A 17039-nucleotide genomic window follows, 5' to 3' on the forward strand; every position below is an offset into this window, starting at 1 on the left:
CGTCATCGCGCGGCGGCCACATGCAGCGCGAAGCCGCGCGTGCCCTCCTCGCCAAGCTCCGGCCGGAGCTGCATCGACGGAATCAGATAGTCGCCGTGGTTCTGGCGACGATAGGGAATCGGCTGATCCGTAAACAGCGTCCGCATCCGCGCGCGCAGTCGCTCCGCGACATCTGAAAAGCCCGCTTCATCGAGCCGGCCCACCTTGTGCGCGACGAAGGCCGGAAGCACATCGAAGCCGGGATAGAACAGGATGCCGTGGTTGATCGGAAACAGCAGGTCGTCGATCGGCCCGTTGATGCCGCGCTCCGAATAGTGCTCCTCCCAGCCGCCTGTGGTCACCACCAGCATCGCCCGCTTGCCGGCGAAGACGCCCTCGCCATAGCGGTTGCCCCAGCGCTTGTCGCTGTGCTCGCCGACGCCATAAGTGAAGCCTTGGGAATAGACGCGGTCGACCCACCCCTTCAGGATCGCGGGCATCGTGAACCACCACAGCGGAAACTGCAGGATGACCGCGTCAGCCCAGAGCAGCTTGTCCTGCTCGGCCCTGACGTCCGCGGTGAGGATCTGCGCCTTGAAAGCTTCGCCGGACGCGGTCGCGACGTTGAGGCGCGCGTCTGGTGGAAGCTGCGGAAAGTCGGCACGGTCGGCGGCCGACTTCCAGCCCATGGCGTAGAGGTCTGAGACCCTGACCTCGTGCCCCTGGGCCGCGAGCTCGGCAACGGCCGCGTCGCGCAAGGCGCCGTTCAGCGAGCGGGGTTCGGGATGGGCGAAGACGAGAAGCACGTTCATGGCTTGGATCCTTTGTTGGAACAGCCAAGACATAGACGTGCCCTCATCTATCCACTATATAGCGCATATCGATAACATTATGCCGAATTATGGATAAATCAGACGTCAGCATCGCGCATATGCGCAGCTTCGTCCGGGTCGCCGAGCGCGGCAGCCTGTCGGCAGTGGCGCGCGAGCTCGGCGTCGGGCAGTCCACCATCACCCGCCATCTGCACGAGTTGGAGGAGACCGTCGGCGTGCCGCTGCTCAGCCGCACCACGCGGCGGGTGACGCTGACCGACGAAGGCAGCCGCTACTACACCAACTGCGTTCAGATCCTGCGGCTGATCGAGCAGGCCGGCGATGAAGCGCGCGGCACGCGCGGCGCGCCCAGCGGCATCATCCGCATTTCCTGCACGGCAGCGTTCGGCATCCTGCACATCACGCGGCTCATCTTCGCGTTCCAGGACCGCTACCCCGACATTGCTGTTGACCTCAACCTGACCGACGAACGCATCGACCTCGTCCGCGACGGTGTCGATATCGCGCTGCGTCTCGCACCGCTCTCCGACAGCTCCTTGAAGCTGCGGTCGCTCGGCCACTCACACCGGCTGCTGGTCGCGTCTCCCGACTATTTGGCGAGGCGCGGCACGCCGCGTACGCCGCAGGACCTGATCGGCCATGACGGCATCCGCATGACCAACGTCGCGGGCAGCGAGACGCTTGTCGTCCTGGGACCCGACGGAGAACGACATGAGGTGCCGTTCAGAGGCAGCTTCCGCACCGATCACGGGCTCGGGGTTCGAGAGGCTGTGCTGTCGGGACGCGGAATCGGCGGCAGCCATGCCTGGCTGGTCGATGACCTCATTGCGGCGGGCAGGCTGACGGTGATCCTGCCCGACCACCGTCTGCCATCGGCTCCGCTCAACATGCTGATCGTCCCCGAGCGCGCCGGCATCGCGCGCGTGCGGCTCATGATCGACTATCTCGCCGCGGAGGTCGTCCGCCTGCCGGGGATCCAGCCAGAGCCCTGAGCTACAGTCGCGGCATCGTGTCGGGCCGCACCTCGCGGGCCTGGGCCGCAAGACGGATCGCGGCATTGGCTGCGCCAAACCCCTGATAGTTGCGCCGCTGCACGATCTCGAAGAAGAAGCGCTCCTCGAAGATATGGGTGTAGACCTGGAAGAACTCCGCGTCGCCGTCCCGGTCGTAGAGGATCTCGTTGGCGCGGAGCGCCGCGATGGTCTCGGGCGCGAGATCATATTTGGCTTCGAGATCGTCGTAGTAATTGTCGGGAATGTCGAGGAAGCCGGCGCCGCGGGCGCGCATCTCGGCCACGGCCGCGAAGATGTCGTCGCAGGAGAAAGCGATGTGCTGGACGCCGGAGCCGAAGAATTCGGAGATGAAGCGCGACGACAGCGTCCGCGTCGCGGTCGAGCCGTTAAGGATGAAGCGCAGGCTGCGATCGCCGTTGACGATCGCCTGGCTCTGCACGAGGCCCCTGGGATCGGCGATCTCCATCTGCGGCAGGCGGGAGAAGTCGATGAGCCCCGAGTAGAACAGCAGCCAGGACAGCATCTCCTCGTGCGGCATGGACTGCGCAATGTGATCGACCGCAACGAGCCGGTCGGCCCCCGCGTCGCTGGTAACAGCCTCGAAATCGACGTCCCAATGCCGGCCGTGCGTGTCGAGGAAATACAAGAGACTGCCGCCGACGCCGTGGATCGCCGGGATCTCCAGCTCTCCCGGACCGACCGGCTGCACGAAGGTGCGGGTCTTCAAGGACTGCGCGCGCGCCATGGCGCGGTCGGCGCTGTCGACGTCGAGTGCCAGCGCGCAGACGCCGGGTCCGTGCGTGACGTAATGCGAATGCGCAAAGCTCGCCGGCTCGCAATTGATCACCAGCTCGACCGCGCCCTGCGTCCAGCGCTGCACTGCCTTGCTACGATGGCGTCCGGTGTTGCGGAAGCCGAGCTGGCGGAACAACGTCGCCAGCGACGCCGCCTTGTCCTCGCTGACGGCGAACTCGACGAAGCCGATGCCGTGGCTCTTGACGCGGGGCTCGAAGCGCGGCTCGGACGCAGCCGGCATCGTCCCGGCCAGATCATCCTGCAGCAGCAGCAGCGAACGCATGCCGTCGAGCGCGGTACGCGGCGCAGAACCTGCGCGGAACTGGTCGTTGAAGATCTCGAGCGACAGCGGCCCGGAATAGCCGGTCGCCGCCACCGCCTCCATGAACGCGCTAACCGGGAGGTCGCCCTGCCCGGGGAAGCTGCGGAAATGCCGGCTCCAGGATAGCACGTCGAGCTCGAGCTTCGGCGCGTCAGCGAGTTGCACGAGAAAGATCTTGTCGGCGGGGATGGCGCGGATCGCGTCGGTCGGCAGCGCCGGTGCCAGCGCGTGGAAGCTGTCGAGAATGACGCCGATCGCCTTGTGATCGGCGCGGCGCACGATCTCCCAGGCGTCACGATAGTCATGGACGTGGCGGCCCCAGGCCAGCGCCTCGTAGCCGACGCGCAGGCCGCGCTTGGCGGCGCGCTCGCCGAGCTCGTGGAAATCGGCGGCAGCACGGTCGATGCCGCCGAGCGAGGCCGGCGACACGCTGCTGCAGATCAGCAGCAGATCCGTGCCGAGCTCCTGCATCAGGTCGAATTTGCGTTCGGCGCGGTTGAAGTCGCGCGCGCGCTGCGGCTCCGGCATGCCCTCGAAATCGCGGAACGGCTGATAGGCGCAGATCGACAGCCCCAGGTCGCGGCACATCTGCCGGATCTCGCGCGGGCGCAACCCGAACGCAATCAGGTCATTCTCGAAGATCTCGACCGCTTCAAAGCCTGCCGCGGCAATCGCCTTGAGCTTCTCATCGAGCGCGCCTGAGATGGAGACCGTCGCGATCGAGCGCGTGTTCATGCCGCCGTCTCCTCCATTGCTCCGCCCAAGAACAATTGCCCGATGCGCGGATCGGCCAGCACGCGATCAGCCTTGTCGACGATCCGGGTGCGGCCGAGTTCGAGCACGATCCCGTAATCGGAGATCTCCAGCGCCGAGCGCGCATTCTGCTCGATCAGGAGCACGGAGACGCCACGATCGCGCAGCTGCTTCAGCATGTCGAAGGTCTGCTGCACCATCAGCGGCGACAGGCCGATCGAGGGCTCATCGATCAGCACCAGCTGCGGTTCGAGCAATAGCCCGCGCGCGATCTCGAGCTGCTTCTGCTCGCCGCCTGACAGAGTCGAGGCCTGCCGGTCCGCCTTCTTGCGCAGCACCGGAAAGACGTCGAGCGCCGCCTCGATTCGGGCGGGAAGATCGATGCTGGCCGGGGCAGCGACACCGCCGAGCTCGATATTGTGCCGCACCGACAGCTCGCCGAAGATGTTGCGGCCCTGCGGGATGTAGCAGATTCCGGCGCCGAGCAGCGCGCGCTGGCTCAAGCCCGTAACGTCGCGGCCCTTGAACACCACCTTGCCTTCGCGCAGCTTCAGCAGGCCGAAGATCGCCTTGAACACGGTCGACTTGCCGGCACCATTCGGTCCGATGACGGTGGTGATCGATCCCTTCGGCACCGAGAACGTGGTGCCGTTGAGGATCGTCATCTTGCCGTAGCCACCGACGAGGTTCTGGACGTCGAGAATGGGATCGCTCATCGCCTGGTCCCTCAATGTCCGAGATAGGCTTCGATCACGGCCGGATTGGCCCTGATCTCGTCGGGCTTGCCGATCGCCAGCACCTTGCCCTCCGCCATCACCATGACGCGCGAGCACAGCGACATCACAAACTCCATGTTGTGCTCGATCACGACGAAGGTGGCGCGGCGCTCGCGGTTGATCGCGATCAGCCGCTCCTTGAGGTCGCCGAGCATGGTCGGATTGACGCCGCCGGCGGGCTCGTCGAGCAGCACCAGCCGCGGTCCGCCCATGAAGGCCATTGCCGCATCGAGCAGCTTCTGCTGGCCGTAGGACAGGCCACCGGCCGGCTCGTTGGCGAGATGCTCCAGCTTGAAGAAGCCGATCATCTGATCGGCGGTCGTGGTGAGGCCCGCATCCGATGGCCCGAACAAGCGCGACAGCATGCTGCCGCGATGCTCCTGCCCGGCAAGGATCAGATTGTCGCGCACCGACAGCTTTGGGAACACCTGCAGCAGCTGGAAGGTGCGGCTGACGCCGAGACGGTTTAGATCAGCCGGCCGCTGTCCGGTGACGAGCTTGCCGTCGACCCTCACCTCGCCGGCGCTCGGCACGAGCTGGCCGAGGATGCAGTTGAACAGCGTCGACTTGCCGCAGCCATTGGGACCGATCAGGCCGAGGATCTCGCCTTCCTGCACGTCGAAGCTGACGCCGTTGACGGCGGTGATGCCGCCAAAGCTCTTCTTGACGTCGCGAACATCGAGGACTGCGGTCATCGAGCGGCCTCCAGCTTGGATTGGGCGGCGGCGCGCAAGGCCGACGCCGCCTGGGTCCGCCGCGAGCTGAGATAGCGGTCGAGGATGCCGAGGATGCCGCTGGGCGAATAGATCAGCAGAGCGATCACGGCCGCCGCGTACAGCATCAGATAATAGCCTTCGGCAAAGCGCAGCCACTCCGGCAGCAGCACCGCGATCATGGCGCCGAGGAACGGCCCGAGCATGAAGCCGGAGCCGCCGACGATCACCATCATCAGGAGATCGAGCGAGAGCTGCAGGTTGAACGGAACGGGATCGACATATTGCGTCAGCGGCGCATAGAGCACGCCGGCGATGCCGCCGAGCGCGGAGCCGATCGCGAACGCCATCAACGTGTAGCGACGGGTGTCGATGCCGAGCGACTGCGCCCGGATGGGATTCTCCCGCAGCGCCATGAAGGCGCGGCCCCAGGGCGAGCGGATCAGCCACCACATTGCGAGCGTGACCAGGCCGAGCGAGCCCAGGCAGAGATAATAGAACGGCAACGGCTTGCGGGTCGGGAAGCCGAAGATCTCCGGGCGGGGAATGTTGCTGATGCCGTAGATGCCGTTGGTGAGCCAGCTCTCGTTGCGGAACACCAGGAACATCAGGGTCGAGAAGGCGAGCGTGACGAAAGCGAGATAATGATGCTGCACGCGCAGCGCCGGATAGCCGAGCAGCCAGCCGACGATGAAGCAGATCACGATGACGAGCCCGAGCGCGGATATCAGCGGCCAGCCATGCGTGGTCAGGATCGCCGCGCCATAGGCGCCGATGCCGACGAAGGCGCCCTGCGCCAGCGACACCTGCCCGGCATAGCCGAGCGTGAGGTTGAGGCCCATCGCCGCGATCGTCATGACCGCCCACTGGCTCAGGATGTACAGGCCATAGCGGTTGAAGTTCATCGGGATGATGATCAGGCCGGCAATGACGATAATCGCCAGCGCGACGAGGAGCAGTCTGCTGTGCTTGCTCATACCGTGCGCTCCTCGGCTCGTCCGAGCAGGCCCTGCGGCCGGAACAGGATCATCAGGATCAGCAGCAGCATCGGCACGGCGGCGCGATACTGGGTGGAGACATAGGCGGCGGCCAGATTGTCGACGACGCCGATCAGCAAACCGCCGGCGATGGCGCCACGCACCTGGTTGAAGCCGCCGACGATCGCGGCGATGAAGGCCGCCTGCCCCAACACCTCGCCGCTGGAGAATTTCGCCAGATAGATCGGCGTGATCAGCACCGAGGCCAGCGCCACCAGCACGGCGTTGATCAGGAAGGTCAACAGGATCATGCGCTCGACGGGCACGCCGATGATCCGCGCCACCGTCGGGTTCTGCGCCGCCGCCTGCATCTGGTGACCCAGCGAGGTACGATTCAGCAACGTGGTCAGGCCGACGACGGCCAGGATCGCAACAGCGAGCACGCCGAGGCTCTGCAGCGAGATCGCGCGGCCGAGGATGGACACATCGCCAACCGGCACGATCGAGGGGAATGGTGAGGCCTCGGCGCTGAAGAACTGCTTCACCACCTCCTTGATCCCGATCGCGAGCGCCATGGTGGCGATCGCCAGCGGCAGCACGCCATGCCGCAGCATCGGATCGACCAGCAGCATCTTGAAGGCGAGACCGAGCAGCAGCGCCGACAGGGCGATGCCGACGAGCACCGCGAGCCAGAACGGCGCGCCGAGATGCATCACCGCGAGCATCAGGAAGGCCGGCAGCATCACGAACTCGCCCTGGGCGAAGTTGATGGTCTGGGAGGTCTGCCACAGCAAGGTGAAGCCGACGGCGACGAGCGCGTAGATGGCGCCGGTGGCGAGCCCCGCCACGATCAGGTCGAGCAGATTGGACATGGTTTCCCCGTGAGCCCTTGGGTGACGGCGGCGCCGGACATCACCCCTCCAAGCGCCGCCGATCCACCGGTGTCCTCAGTTGAGTTTCGGCAGCACCTGCTTCACCACCTGCTTGCCCTCGACCACCTCGACCAGGAAGCCCTGGCGATCGATGTCGCCGTTCTGGTCGAAGGTGACATCCATCAGGATGTTCGGCTCGGCCGACGTCTTGATGGTCAGGCCGTGCAGGGTATCGGCGAACGCCTTGGAGTCGACCTTGCCCATCTTCTCGGTCGTCGCCTTGACCATGTAGATCGCAAGGTAGCCCTTGAGACCATTATGGTCGGGCACGTAGTTGTACTTCTTCACGAAGCGGTCGCGGAACGCCTTGACGGCCTCGACCGGCGCATCGGTGGTGAGGCCGACATGGCCGCGCGCGCCGTTGGCGGCGTCGCCGGCGAGCTCGATCACCTTCTGGCCGACCAGCGTGGTCTCGCCGATCAGCGGCGCCGTCACGCCCTGGCGCTTGATCTCCTTCAGGATGCGCGCGCTCTCTTCCTCATTGACGTAGATGAAGACGGCGTCGGGCGCCGCGGCCTTGATCTTGCTGACGTCGGCCGCAAAGTCGGCCTGGCCGGCTTCGGTCGACAGATCGGCCGCGACCTTGATGCCGAGGCGGTTGAACTCCTTGGTGATGACGTCGCGTCCACCGCGGCCGAAATCGTTGTTGACCCAGACCACCGCGACCGACTTCGCCTTCAGCTCGTCGTTGATGTATTTCGCGACCTTCGGCATCGACGATTGCTGGCCGAATGAAGTGCGGAACAGGAACTTGTTACCGGCCTGCGTGAGCTCCGCTGCCTCGCCGCCCATGATCTGGGTGATGCCGGCTTCAGCGGCCAAAGGTGCCGTGACCTTCACCGAGCCCGAATAGCCGGGCCCGAGCAGCACATAGGGCTCGCCGTCGAGCGCCTTCTGCACCTGGGCCCGCGCGACGCCGGGGTTGGATTGCGAGTCAGCGTGGCTGACCTCGATCTTGCGGCCGAGGATACCGCCTTTGGCGTTGATCTCCTCGACGGCGAGGTCGATGCCGTTTTTCCAATTGTTGCCGACGGTGGCGCCGCCGCCCGAGAGCTCGGCGACATCAGCGATCTTGATGGGCGCGCCGGATTGCGCGTAGGCAGCTCCGGTGAGCAGCGCGGCCGAGCACAGGCCAGCCAGGATGATCGATCTCACGTTGTTTCCTCCTCTGCTTTAAACGCTTGTTTGCGTTTCTTGCTTGAACGAATGGTCCGGCGCGTATTGACCGCCGGCTCAGGCGGCGTCAACCGCCGGATATCTCTCTGCCATGTGGTTGTCGAACGCCGCCCCCATTGCCTCGGTCGAGGGGGCGAGCCCGGTGAACAGCTCGAAGGCGTCGGCGGCCTGGTAGATGGCGAGTTCGCGGCCGAGCAGGACCTGCGCTCCCCTCGCCTTGGCGGCCTTCAGCAGCGGCGTCCACAGCGGTGAGTAGACGGCGTCGGCCACCCAGAGATCGGTGCGCAACAGATGATCGGGGACTGGCGTGCCGCGGTTTGGCAGCATTCCGATCGGCGTCCCATTGACGACACCGGCCGCGCCCTGCAGCGCCCGCTCGACGCTATCGACAACCACGGCTCCGGTGCTCGCAGGAAGCAGACGCGCAAGCCGCTCGGCTCGGGCGCGTTCGGTGTCATAGATGCGCAGCCCGGCGACGTTGAGGTTCGCAAGTGCGAAAGCGATCGCCTTGCCGACGCCACCAGCGCCGATGAGCGCCACGGCACCGCGACCGGTCTGGCTCAACAACGGCGCGACCGCGCGCTCAAAGCCCGTGGTGTCCGTATTGTGCCCGATCAGCCGGCCGTCGCGCACAACGACGGTATTGACGGCGCCCATCGCCGCCGCCTTCGGTGCGAGTTCGTCGAGCAGTTCGACCACGGCTTCCTTGTAGGGGTAGGTCACATTGACACCGGCGAAGCCCAGCCGGCGCACGCCTTCGAGCAGCGTCGCAAGGCCCGCCCGGTCGGCACCGGCGACCTCGATCAGCTGATAGTGGCAGCGGACGCCGAGCGCCGCCGCAGCGTGTTCGTGCATCGCGGGAGACGCCGAATGCGCGATCGGTGCACCGATCAAGCCGGTCAGGAATTTGCGGGCTTTGAGCGCGGTAAAATCAGGCACGTTCGCTTCAGTCTCTGCTGCCGCCTCGCGCGATCGCCGCACGAGCGATGAATGATGCGGCGGACGATAGCGCGTCCATCCGCTAACACAATTACCCAATTATCCGCCGAACCTAACATCATGTTATCTTTTGCCGGCAGGCGCCTTGGCGGGCTTCGCCGCCGCGCGCCGGCCCGGCTCCACCGCGCGCATCTCGGCGCGCAGGCAATCGATGAAGTGCTCGGCATAGAGCGACAATGGCGTTCCACGCTTGACGGCGATGTAGGTGTCGAAACGGGTCGGCTCGGCGATCTTGATGAGCTCGATGCCAGGATAGCCGCCATGCGCCACCGTGAACTGGTCGATGACCGCGATGCCGAGCCCGGCCTTCACGAGCGCACAGACCGTGGTGCCGAAGCGCGCCTTGATCGAGATGTTGTAGCTCAGCCTGTTGCGCGCGAAGATCTCCGCCATGATCCGGCCGTAGGGATCGTTGGGATCGATGCCGATCAGCGGATAGCGCGTCATCTCGGCGGCGGAGACCTGCTTGCGGCCGGCGAGCTCATGGCCGGGCGGGACGATGCAGAACAATTCACCCGACGCCAACGGCAGGAATTCAAGCGCGGAATGGTCGAGGCGGTAGCTCATCGCCACGCACTCGCCTTTGCCCAGCATCAGATAGTCGATCGCCTCCTCGATCTTGAGGATGTTGATGTCGATGCCGAGGTCGGGATAGCGGCGGCGGACGCGCTCGATCGCGCGCGGCACCATGACCTGGGAAATGCTGGGGACCGAGCCGATGCGCAGCTCAGACAGCGCGCCGCGACCGATATTGGAGATGATGTAGCTGAGATCGTCGACCTTCTCGTAGACGCTGTTGATCTGCGCGAAGATGTTCTGCGCCTCGGGGGTCGGGAAGTAGCGACCGTTCTGGCGCTGGAAAAAGCGGATGCCGAGCGAGCGCTCGGTGTATTTCACCAACCGGCTGACGCCCGGCGCCGACACCTTCAACAGCCGCGCCGCGCCATTGATGGTGCCCGTCACCATGACCGCGCGGATGACCTCGACCTGGCGCAACGTCATCATCGGCGCTGCCCCTCCCCGACGCGCGTGGTCGTCACGGGCTGCCCGGCGGCGTCAACACGACCGGCGGACGCGGCAAGGGCCGGGGCCGCGGCGGCAGCGCGCCGGGCGCAGGCTTGATCTCGACCGGCGGCGGCAGCGGAGCAACCTGCGGCTGGCTCGATGCCACAGGGGCGGCCGGCGCAGGGGCCGTTGCGGGAGCCGAGAGCGGCGCGGTCAGCGGCGGCACCGCCGCGCGCGGACCGCCCAGCCTGGCGCGCGGATCGCGCCGCGGATCACGTCCGGGCACCGGCACGTCGGCGGCATTGGGCGGGACCGGCGCGACATCCGGACCACCCGGCAGCGACGCCGTCGACGACGAATAGGCCGGCGGCGCCTCGCCGCGCGCGATCGCGTCCAGACGGCGCGTCTCGCGGTCGATCGCACGCACGGCAAGCCAGGAGGACAGCGAGGTGACGTCGACCGCGCGCGTCAGCGTATCGGGCGTGCCGACCGCAAACAGCTGAACCTCCGGCCGGCTGTTGGAGCTGCCGACCGTGTTAGAGCTGAGGCTGGCGCGAATGTCGGCCTGATCGGCCGGGATATCGAAGCCGCCGGAGACGATCGCGCGCGCCCCCTGGGCTTCCAGCGGGGTGGCGCCGACGCGCAGCCGGCCGTCGCGGATGATGAACGGGATCTGAGCCGAAGCAATGGACAACGTGCCCGAGCTCAGCGCCGGCTCGACGATCTGCCGGAGCTTGCCGTCATCGCCGAGCTGTCCCGCATCGGCGGCGCGCAAGGCCGCATCGAACGCCCGCGGATCGAGATTTGGAATCGCCGCATTGTCGAGTGTGACAGTGCCATTGCCCGACAGCGCGCTCACGAGTCCCTGCACGCTGCGCCCCTCGGCGGCGAGCGCCATCTGGGCCGACACCTTGCCGGCCGGCATCTTCAGACTGCGATAGCGCAGTGCGTTGCCGTCGATGCCCGCGAGCTCGACGCGCCCGTTCAGAACCAGCCCATTGGCGTTGGAACGCGCCTCGACGGTCGCGGTCACATCGCCGCCGCCGAGCTTGCCCTTGAGATTTTCGATCGTCAGCGACTGCCCGTCGCTCGCGACGGCGCCACCGAGGGGCCGCAGCTCGGTGCCGTTCAAGACAGCGCCGCTCAGAGCCTGGAACGACACCCGCCCGCGCCAGCCTTTCAAGAGGCCCGGGCCAAGCGGCGCGGCCGCGTCTTGGCCGGCCGCGCCGACCAGCACCGAAAACAGCTGCGGGACATCGAGCGCATCGAGGCCGAGTTCGCCGTCGATCTGCTTTTCATCGTCCAGGTTCATCGCGAGACGACCGCGGAGCCGCGAGCCGCCGACCGTGCTGTCGATATCGTCGAGGGTCACGCGGGTGCCGGAGAGACCGAGCCGGCCGAACAGCCGGACGTTCTGGGCTGCGCTTTCCTGGGGCTTCAGCCCAACCAGCGGCGCCAGGTTGGCGCTGCGCAGGCGCAGATTCGCCGTCGCCTTGGTGAACTCTCCCCATGGCTCGATCGTCCCCTGTGCGTCGCCGTCGAGACCCGCGCCGGACAGCTTGGCATTGACGCGCAACGGCGCGCGCCAGCTGCCGCTCACGCTCGCTTCGAACTGCGCCGGGCCGTTGCCCACCGCTGCAAAGCGGTCGAGGCCGAGCAGCGCGAGCACCAGATGGCCCTGCTCAGATGACAGCCGGCTCTCGATGCCGAGCTCGGTACGGTCGATCGCATCGACTTCGAAGCTGCGGAGTGCTGCCGCCGACGGCTTTGCCGTCAGGGTCGCCGAGCCCTTCAACTGCGGCGCATCCAGATCGAGCACGGCTTTCGCCTGGCTGCGCTCGAGGTTCGTCGGATCCTTGGCGAGATCGAGCGTGAGCTTCAGCCGCGCCGCGCCCGAGGGGATGCTCAAGGCATCGAAACGAGCGGCGATCCTCGGCGCGATCGGCTGCACCAGCGACGTGATCTCCTTCAACGAGCCGGCCATCGAGGTCAGGACCAGCCGTCCGGTCGCGTCGGCGCGATCGAACCGGCCGGAGCCCTCGCTGCTGACGCCGCCGCTTTGGCCGAATTTGAGCTGATCGAGAGCGATCGTCTTGGGATCGTAGGAAAAGCGCGTCGCGAGCGGACTGAGCTCCTGGCCGCTGATCTTGGCGCGGCCGATGTCGAGCGCCACGCTGGCCTCGGTTGGCCACTCGCCCGAGGCTCCTGCGAGCGAACGCGCCACCGCCAGCGCAGCATCGAGGTCGAGCCTGTCACCCTTGAGCGCCGTTTCCAGCCGGGAGCCCGCTCCGGCAGCCTTGGTGATCAGCGCGATGCGTCCATCGACGGACCCGCCGTCAATGTCCGCCTTCAGACTATCGATGGCCACCCGATCCGGCGCCACGCTGATATCGCCGCGCAGCCGCAGCGGACGCTGGGTGCGGTAGGTGGTATCGCTGCGGCCCTGCATCCAGGCCACCAGGGCGTCAGGCTCCGATGATGAAAGGTCGAGCGCGCCGGAGAAGCCGGACGTGACCGCGGTCGAGATGCCGATCGTGCGGAACGTCAGATGCGTCGCGCCGGGCGCGCGCAGATCGACCTTTTCCAGGCTCCATGCCGTCGTCTCGTTGTGCAGGTCGGCGGTGAAGTTCTGCACCGGGCGGCCCGACAGCATGATCTGCTCGGTGGAGAATTGCACATTGGCGGGGAGCGGCAGGGTCGGCAGCTGCGCAATCCAGTTGCGCAAAGCCGGCAAGACGCGGGCCGGCGCCATCGCGCGCCTGTCCCTCACATCGCCGCCACCGGAGAGCAGCTTGTCGGCATCGAGCTGGCGCGCAGACAGCGTCGCGCGCAGCATCGGTGCGGCGCCAAACCGCACGTCGCCGCTGCCGGTGAACTTGAGTGAGCGATCCTCCTCGCCGAAGGTCACCTCGATCTGGTCGAGCTTGGCCGCGGCCTGGTCGCCTCCGACCTTGGCGGCGATCCGCCACGGCGTCGCGCCCGCTGCCACGGCCGGGCTGCTCTTGGCGGACGGCGGATTGGCCGATTGCGGCTTGGCCGGGTCGCCCGCGGCGAGCTTGTCCTTGCCGTCGCCCTGCTCCTTGGGCGGCGAAGACAGCGTGAGCGCGCCCTCGAACCGCGGCGAGCGGTTGGGAAAGCTGATCAGACCTTCGACATCGGCGATGACGGCACGCTCGCCCGGGTCGATATTGAGGTGGACGCGCAGGCCGCCGGACTCCTTGTCCTGGCTCGACGACACCCGGAACGGGAAACGGGCGCCGCGGATCGAGACCGCACCGTCGCCGCGCAGCGAACCAGCCAGCGAACGCACGTCGCCGGAGAAGACGATATCGGTCAGCTCGAGGGTCGAGCGGCTGGCGGCGTCGTGCAGAGCGACCCGACCGGTGAGATTGAAGCGATCGATCGCCAGCGCGGCCAGGTTGAACCGGCCCGAGGCGGCCGGCAGGTCGACCTGGCCCTTGGCGTCGAGCCCGAGATCGGCGGCCATTCCGCCGATGGTGAGTTCATTCGCCTTCCACTCCCCGCGCATCAGATCGCCGAGGCTGAACTCGACGTCCAGCTTGTCGGCGCGCAGCTTGCCCAGATGATTGGCGCCGCCGAACGTGACCTGTCGGAGCCGCAACGTGGGAGTTGGCAGCAGCCGTGCGTCCAGCGCACCGGCGACCCGCACGGGCACACCAATGATCTTGCTCGCCTCGGCCTCGAACTGCGGCCGGAACTGGTTCCAGTCGACGAAGAACGGGCCGATCAGCGCAGCAAGGAGCGCAAGGATGAAGGCAATCGCCAAGCCGAGCAGGGTCGTCTGCACGGGGTCTCCCTCAAAGGACAACGCTCCGGCGTCCCAACCTTCAAACCAATGCGGCAGCGGGCCCACTGGCTTCGATACCGGAGCGCTGCATCATATAGGATTAAGTATGGCGAAGTCACAGCGCTGTCGGTATTTCCGGGGGCGTTGCACAAGTCCGTTCACGAAGATGGTTACCAGTGCGCCGGCAGCCGCTTGAGACCGCGCAGCACGAAGGTCGGCCGCCATTCCGGGTTGTCCGGATCGTCCAGCTTCAGCTCCGGCAGACGCCGCAGCAGGGTTCCGATCGCGACCTCGGCCTCGATGCGGGCGAGCTGCGCCCCCAGGCAATGGTGGATGCCGCCGCCGAACGAGAGCGGCTTGACATTCGCCCGGGTGATATCGAGCTGCTCCGGAGCGTCCGGATAAACAGCCGGATCGCGGTTGGCCGAGCCGAGCAGGCACAGCACGGCCTCCCCCTTCGGGATTCGCCGGCCGCCGAGATCCTCGATATCCTCGAGCGCCACCCGCCCGGTCAGTTGCACCGAGGAATCATAACGCAGGAACTCCTCGATGGCGTTGGTGATCAGCTCCGGCCGCGCCTTCAAGAGCGCCAGCTGGTCGGGATTGCGATGCAGTGCCAGAAGGCCGTTGCCGATCAGATTGACCGTGGTCTCGTGGCCCGCCCCGAACAGCAGGATGATGTTGGCGGTGAGCTCCTCATGGCTGAGCTTGGCGCCGTCCTCCTCCGCCTGCAGCAGCTGCGTCGTGAGGTCGTCGCCGGGATGTTTCCGGCGCAGCTCGAACAGATGCTGGAAATAGGCGGTTGACACAGCATTGCCGGCATTGCCCTCGGCGATTTCGGCTTTCGACAGCGGCACCGGATCGAGCAGGCGGCCGCCTTCGCGCGAGCTTCTGTAGAAGGCCTCGCGATGCTCCTCGGGGATTCCCAGCATGTCGCAGATCACCGTGACCGGCAGCTTGAAGGCGAAGTCCTCGATCAGGTCCATGCGGCCGTGCGGGATCACCTCGTCCAGCGTGCGATCGACGATCTGCTGGATCCGCGGCCGCATGTCCTCGACCCGCCGCGCCGTGAACGCCTTCACCACAAGGCCGCGCAGCCGGGTATGATCCGGCGGATCCTGCTGCAGCATCCAATGGCTCATGCTGCGGAAGACCGGCTCCTGCATGATCTCAGGACCATAGCGCCGGATCGAGCGATCGACGAAGTCCTTGCCGAAGCGCTTGTCGCGCAGCACGAGGCTCGCTTCCGCATGGCGGCTGGCGAGAACCGAGCCGAACGGCGTCACATGCATCGGGTCGTTGTCGCGCAGCTGCTGATAGAAGGGATAGGGATCGCGGATGAATTCCGGCGACAGCGGGTTGAACAGCGGTGCGGCCTTCGCGGCCTGAACGAGCTCGTTCATGTGGTCCCTCTCCCAGATTAGACCGATTAGTTCACGGCCGCGCCGTTATGACAAGTCGACCAGATCACACATCATGCGGCAGTCCCGGCCACCGTCTTTAACCTGTGCAATTGGCCCGCGACGAGGCGGACCCGGCGCGGCGCGGCGATCCAGACCGCAGCCGCAGAGACGAAGGCGCCGACGAAAGCGATCACAAAGCCAGGCGTGTAGCTCAGGGTGTGATCATACAGCACCCCGGTCACCCAGGGACCTGCGGCACCGCCGCACAGGCCGATCAGCATCAGGGTTCCGAAGATGCTGCCGAAATGCGCGCCCTGAAAGATTTCGAGCGCGACCGCGCCCATCACCGAGGTGAGGCCATAGCCAAGTGCGCCCTGCGTCGCCACCATCACATAGATGAGCAGCAGCGACGGCGCGGCCTTGAGCGCGATCAGCGCGGCGAAGCAGATCGCGAAACCGAGACAGCCGAGCCCCCACACCGCCTCGCGGCCGAGCCGGTCCGACAGATGACCGAGCGCGATCTGGCCGGGAATCCCGAGCAGGCTGACGGCGCCGAGCGCCCACACAGCAACGCTCGAGCTGAAGCCGATCTCGAGCAGATATTTGGTCTGATGCACCTGCACCGCGTACCAGACGTAGAGCCCGAAGAAATAGCCGAGCGCGAGCCACCAGAACCGCGTCGTGCGCAGCGCACGCGCCAAGGTCCAATCGACGCCGGCCCAGGCGGCGTCGACGACGTTGGAGACAGGCTTGGCTGCGTTGGCGAGCGGCGCCGCATCGCCGTCCGGACGCAGGCCGATTTCCTCCGGCTTCTTGCGCAGCAGCAGATTGATCGGCGCGAGCACGACCAGCACGACGAGGCCCATCGCCGTGCAGGCGGCGCGCCAATCGGTCTGGGCGATCATGTGCTGCACCCAGGGCAGCAAGGTCATCGAGCCGATGCCGACGCCGGCGAATGCGACGCCGATCGCGAGCCCGCGGCGGCGGATGAACCAATTGGGCAGGAACAGCGATTGGCCGGAATAGCCGAGACACACGCTGCCGGCGCCGACCATCACGCCGATCGTGACGTAGAGGTGCCAGGGCTGCGAGGTCAGTGGCGCCAGCAACAGGCCGCCGGCCATCAGCGCGACGCCGAGTTCCATCACCGCCCGCGGGCCGGTGCGATCCATCAGCCGTCCGATCAGCGGACTGACGATGCCGGAGACGACGAAGCCGAACGAGAACGCGCCCGCCGTGACGCCCCGCTCCCAGCCGAACTCGGCGATGATCGGCGGATAGAACAGCGAGAAGGCGGTGCGCGCATTGACGCCGATCGCCATGGTCACGAAGGTCACGGCCACGATGACCCAGCCATAATAAAACGGCAGGCGCATTGTTGTTGTTTTCACTCCCTGGTGGATCCTTCGCAACATTTGCATGCGAATGGGTCAAGGACTTTCTGCGCAACGGCCGTCCCGGTCATTTACCTGCGAGGTCATGTGTGCGGTGCACTGCACCCGGACGTTCCGTTCTGAGGCCAATGGCATTGTCCCGTCGCTCCTTCGCGCGTGAC

13 protein-coding genes are annotated in these 17039 nt (G+C 66.4%); 1 reads left to right on the plus strand and 12 read right to left on the minus strand.

Going from position 1 to position 17039, the window contains the following annotated elements:
- Positions 1–2: 2 nt before the first annotated feature.
- Complete coding sequence (locus BBTA_RS28590; RefSeq protein ID WP_012045988.1) at positions 3–791, minus strand: NAD(P)H-dependent oxidoreductase; 789 nt, start codon at positions 789–791, stop codon at positions 3–5.
- An 89-nt stretch (positions 792–880) separates the two neighbouring features.
- Here BBTA_RS28590 and BBTA_RS28595 point away from each other — a divergent pair, with 89 nt between their 5' ends.
- On the plus strand, positions 881–1804 hold the full coding sequence (locus tag BBTA_RS28595) for a LysR family transcriptional regulator (RefSeq protein WP_012045989.1): 924 nt from the start codon (positions 881–883) through the stop codon (positions 1802–1804).
- Position 1805: 1 nt separating this feature from the next.
- Here the strand turns inward: BBTA_RS28595 and BBTA_RS28600 are convergent, their stop codons facing one another.
- The 11 genes from BBTA_RS28600 to BBTA_RS28650 form a co-directional block, all read right to left on the minus strand.
- Positions 1806–3677 carry a bifunctional sugar phosphate isomerase/epimerase/4-hydroxyphenylpyruvate dioxygenase family protein gene (locus BBTA_RS28600; protein WP_012045990.1) on the minus strand — a complete coding sequence of 624 codons (1872 nt, stop codon included), beginning with the start codon at positions 3675–3677 and terminating at the stop codon, positions 1806–1808.
- The gene (locus tag BBTA_RS28605; protein WP_012045991.1) at positions 3674–4411 is read right to left on the minus strand and encodes an ABC transporter ATP-binding protein; all 738 of its coding nucleotides are present in this window, start codon (positions 4409–4411) and stop codon (positions 3674–3676) included. The genes BBTA_RS28600 and BBTA_RS28605 overlap by 4 nt, the downstream gene beginning before the upstream one ends.
- 11 nt (positions 4412–4422) lie before the next feature.
- A complete protein-coding gene (locus tag BBTA_RS28610) occupies positions 4423–5166 on the minus strand; it encodes an ABC transporter ATP-binding protein (protein ID WP_012045992.1) in 744 nt (247 codons plus the stop codon).
- Positions 5163–6161 (minus strand): branched-chain amino acid ABC transporter permease, encoded by a 999-nt coding sequence (locus BBTA_RS28615; protein WP_012045993.1) that lies wholly within the window; start codon positions 6159–6161, stop codon positions 5163–5165. The genes BBTA_RS28610 and BBTA_RS28615 overlap by 4 nt, the downstream gene beginning before the upstream one ends.
- The gene (locus tag BBTA_RS28620; protein WP_012045994.1) at positions 6158–7033 is read right to left on the minus strand and encodes a branched-chain amino acid ABC transporter permease; all 876 of its coding nucleotides are present in this window, start codon (positions 7031–7033) and stop codon (positions 6158–6160) included. The genes BBTA_RS28615 and BBTA_RS28620 overlap by 4 nt, the downstream gene beginning before the upstream one ends.
- 75 nt (positions 7034–7108) lie before the next feature.
- Positions 7109–8248, minus strand: coding sequence for an ABC transporter substrate-binding protein (locus BBTA_RS28625; protein ID WP_012045995.1), 1140 nt, complete (start codon positions 8246–8248; stop codon positions 7109–7111).
- 78 nt (positions 8249–8326) lie between these two features.
- Positions 8327–9208: a shikimate dehydrogenase gene (locus BBTA_RS28630; RefSeq protein ID WP_012045996.1), complete on the minus strand. Its 882-nt coding sequence runs from the start codon at positions 9206–9208 to the stop codon at positions 8327–8329.
- A gap of 123 nt (positions 9209–9331) precedes the next feature.
- On the minus strand, positions 9332–10273 hold the full coding sequence (locus BBTA_RS28635) for a LysR family transcriptional regulator (RefSeq protein ID WP_012045997.1): 942 nt from the start codon (positions 10271–10273) through the stop codon (positions 9332–9334).
- Positions 10274–10304: 31 nt separating this feature from the next.
- Positions 10305–14081 carry an AsmA family protein gene (locus tag BBTA_RS28640; RefSeq protein WP_012045998.1) on the minus strand — a complete coding sequence of 1259 codons (3777 nt, stop codon included), beginning with the start codon at positions 14079–14081 and terminating at the stop codon, positions 10305–10307.
- Positions 14082–14251: 170 nt separating this feature from the next.
- Positions 14252–15484 (minus strand): cytochrome P450, encoded by a 1233-nt coding sequence (locus BBTA_RS28645; RefSeq protein WP_012045999.1) that lies wholly within the window; start codon positions 15482–15484, stop codon positions 14252–14254.
- A 71-nt stretch (positions 15485–15555) separates the two neighbouring features.
- On the minus strand, positions 15556–16860 hold the full coding sequence (locus tag BBTA_RS28650; protein WP_012046000.1) for an MFS transporter: 1305 nt from the start codon (positions 16858–16860) through the stop codon (positions 15556–15558).
- Between the last annotated feature and the right edge of the window lie 179 nt (positions 16861–17039).

The sequence above is a fragment of the Bradyrhizobium sp. BTAi1 genome (assembly GCF_000015165.1).
Lineage (GTDB): Bacteria > Pseudomonadota > Alphaproteobacteria > Rhizobiales > Xanthobacteraceae > Bradyrhizobium > Bradyrhizobium denitrificans.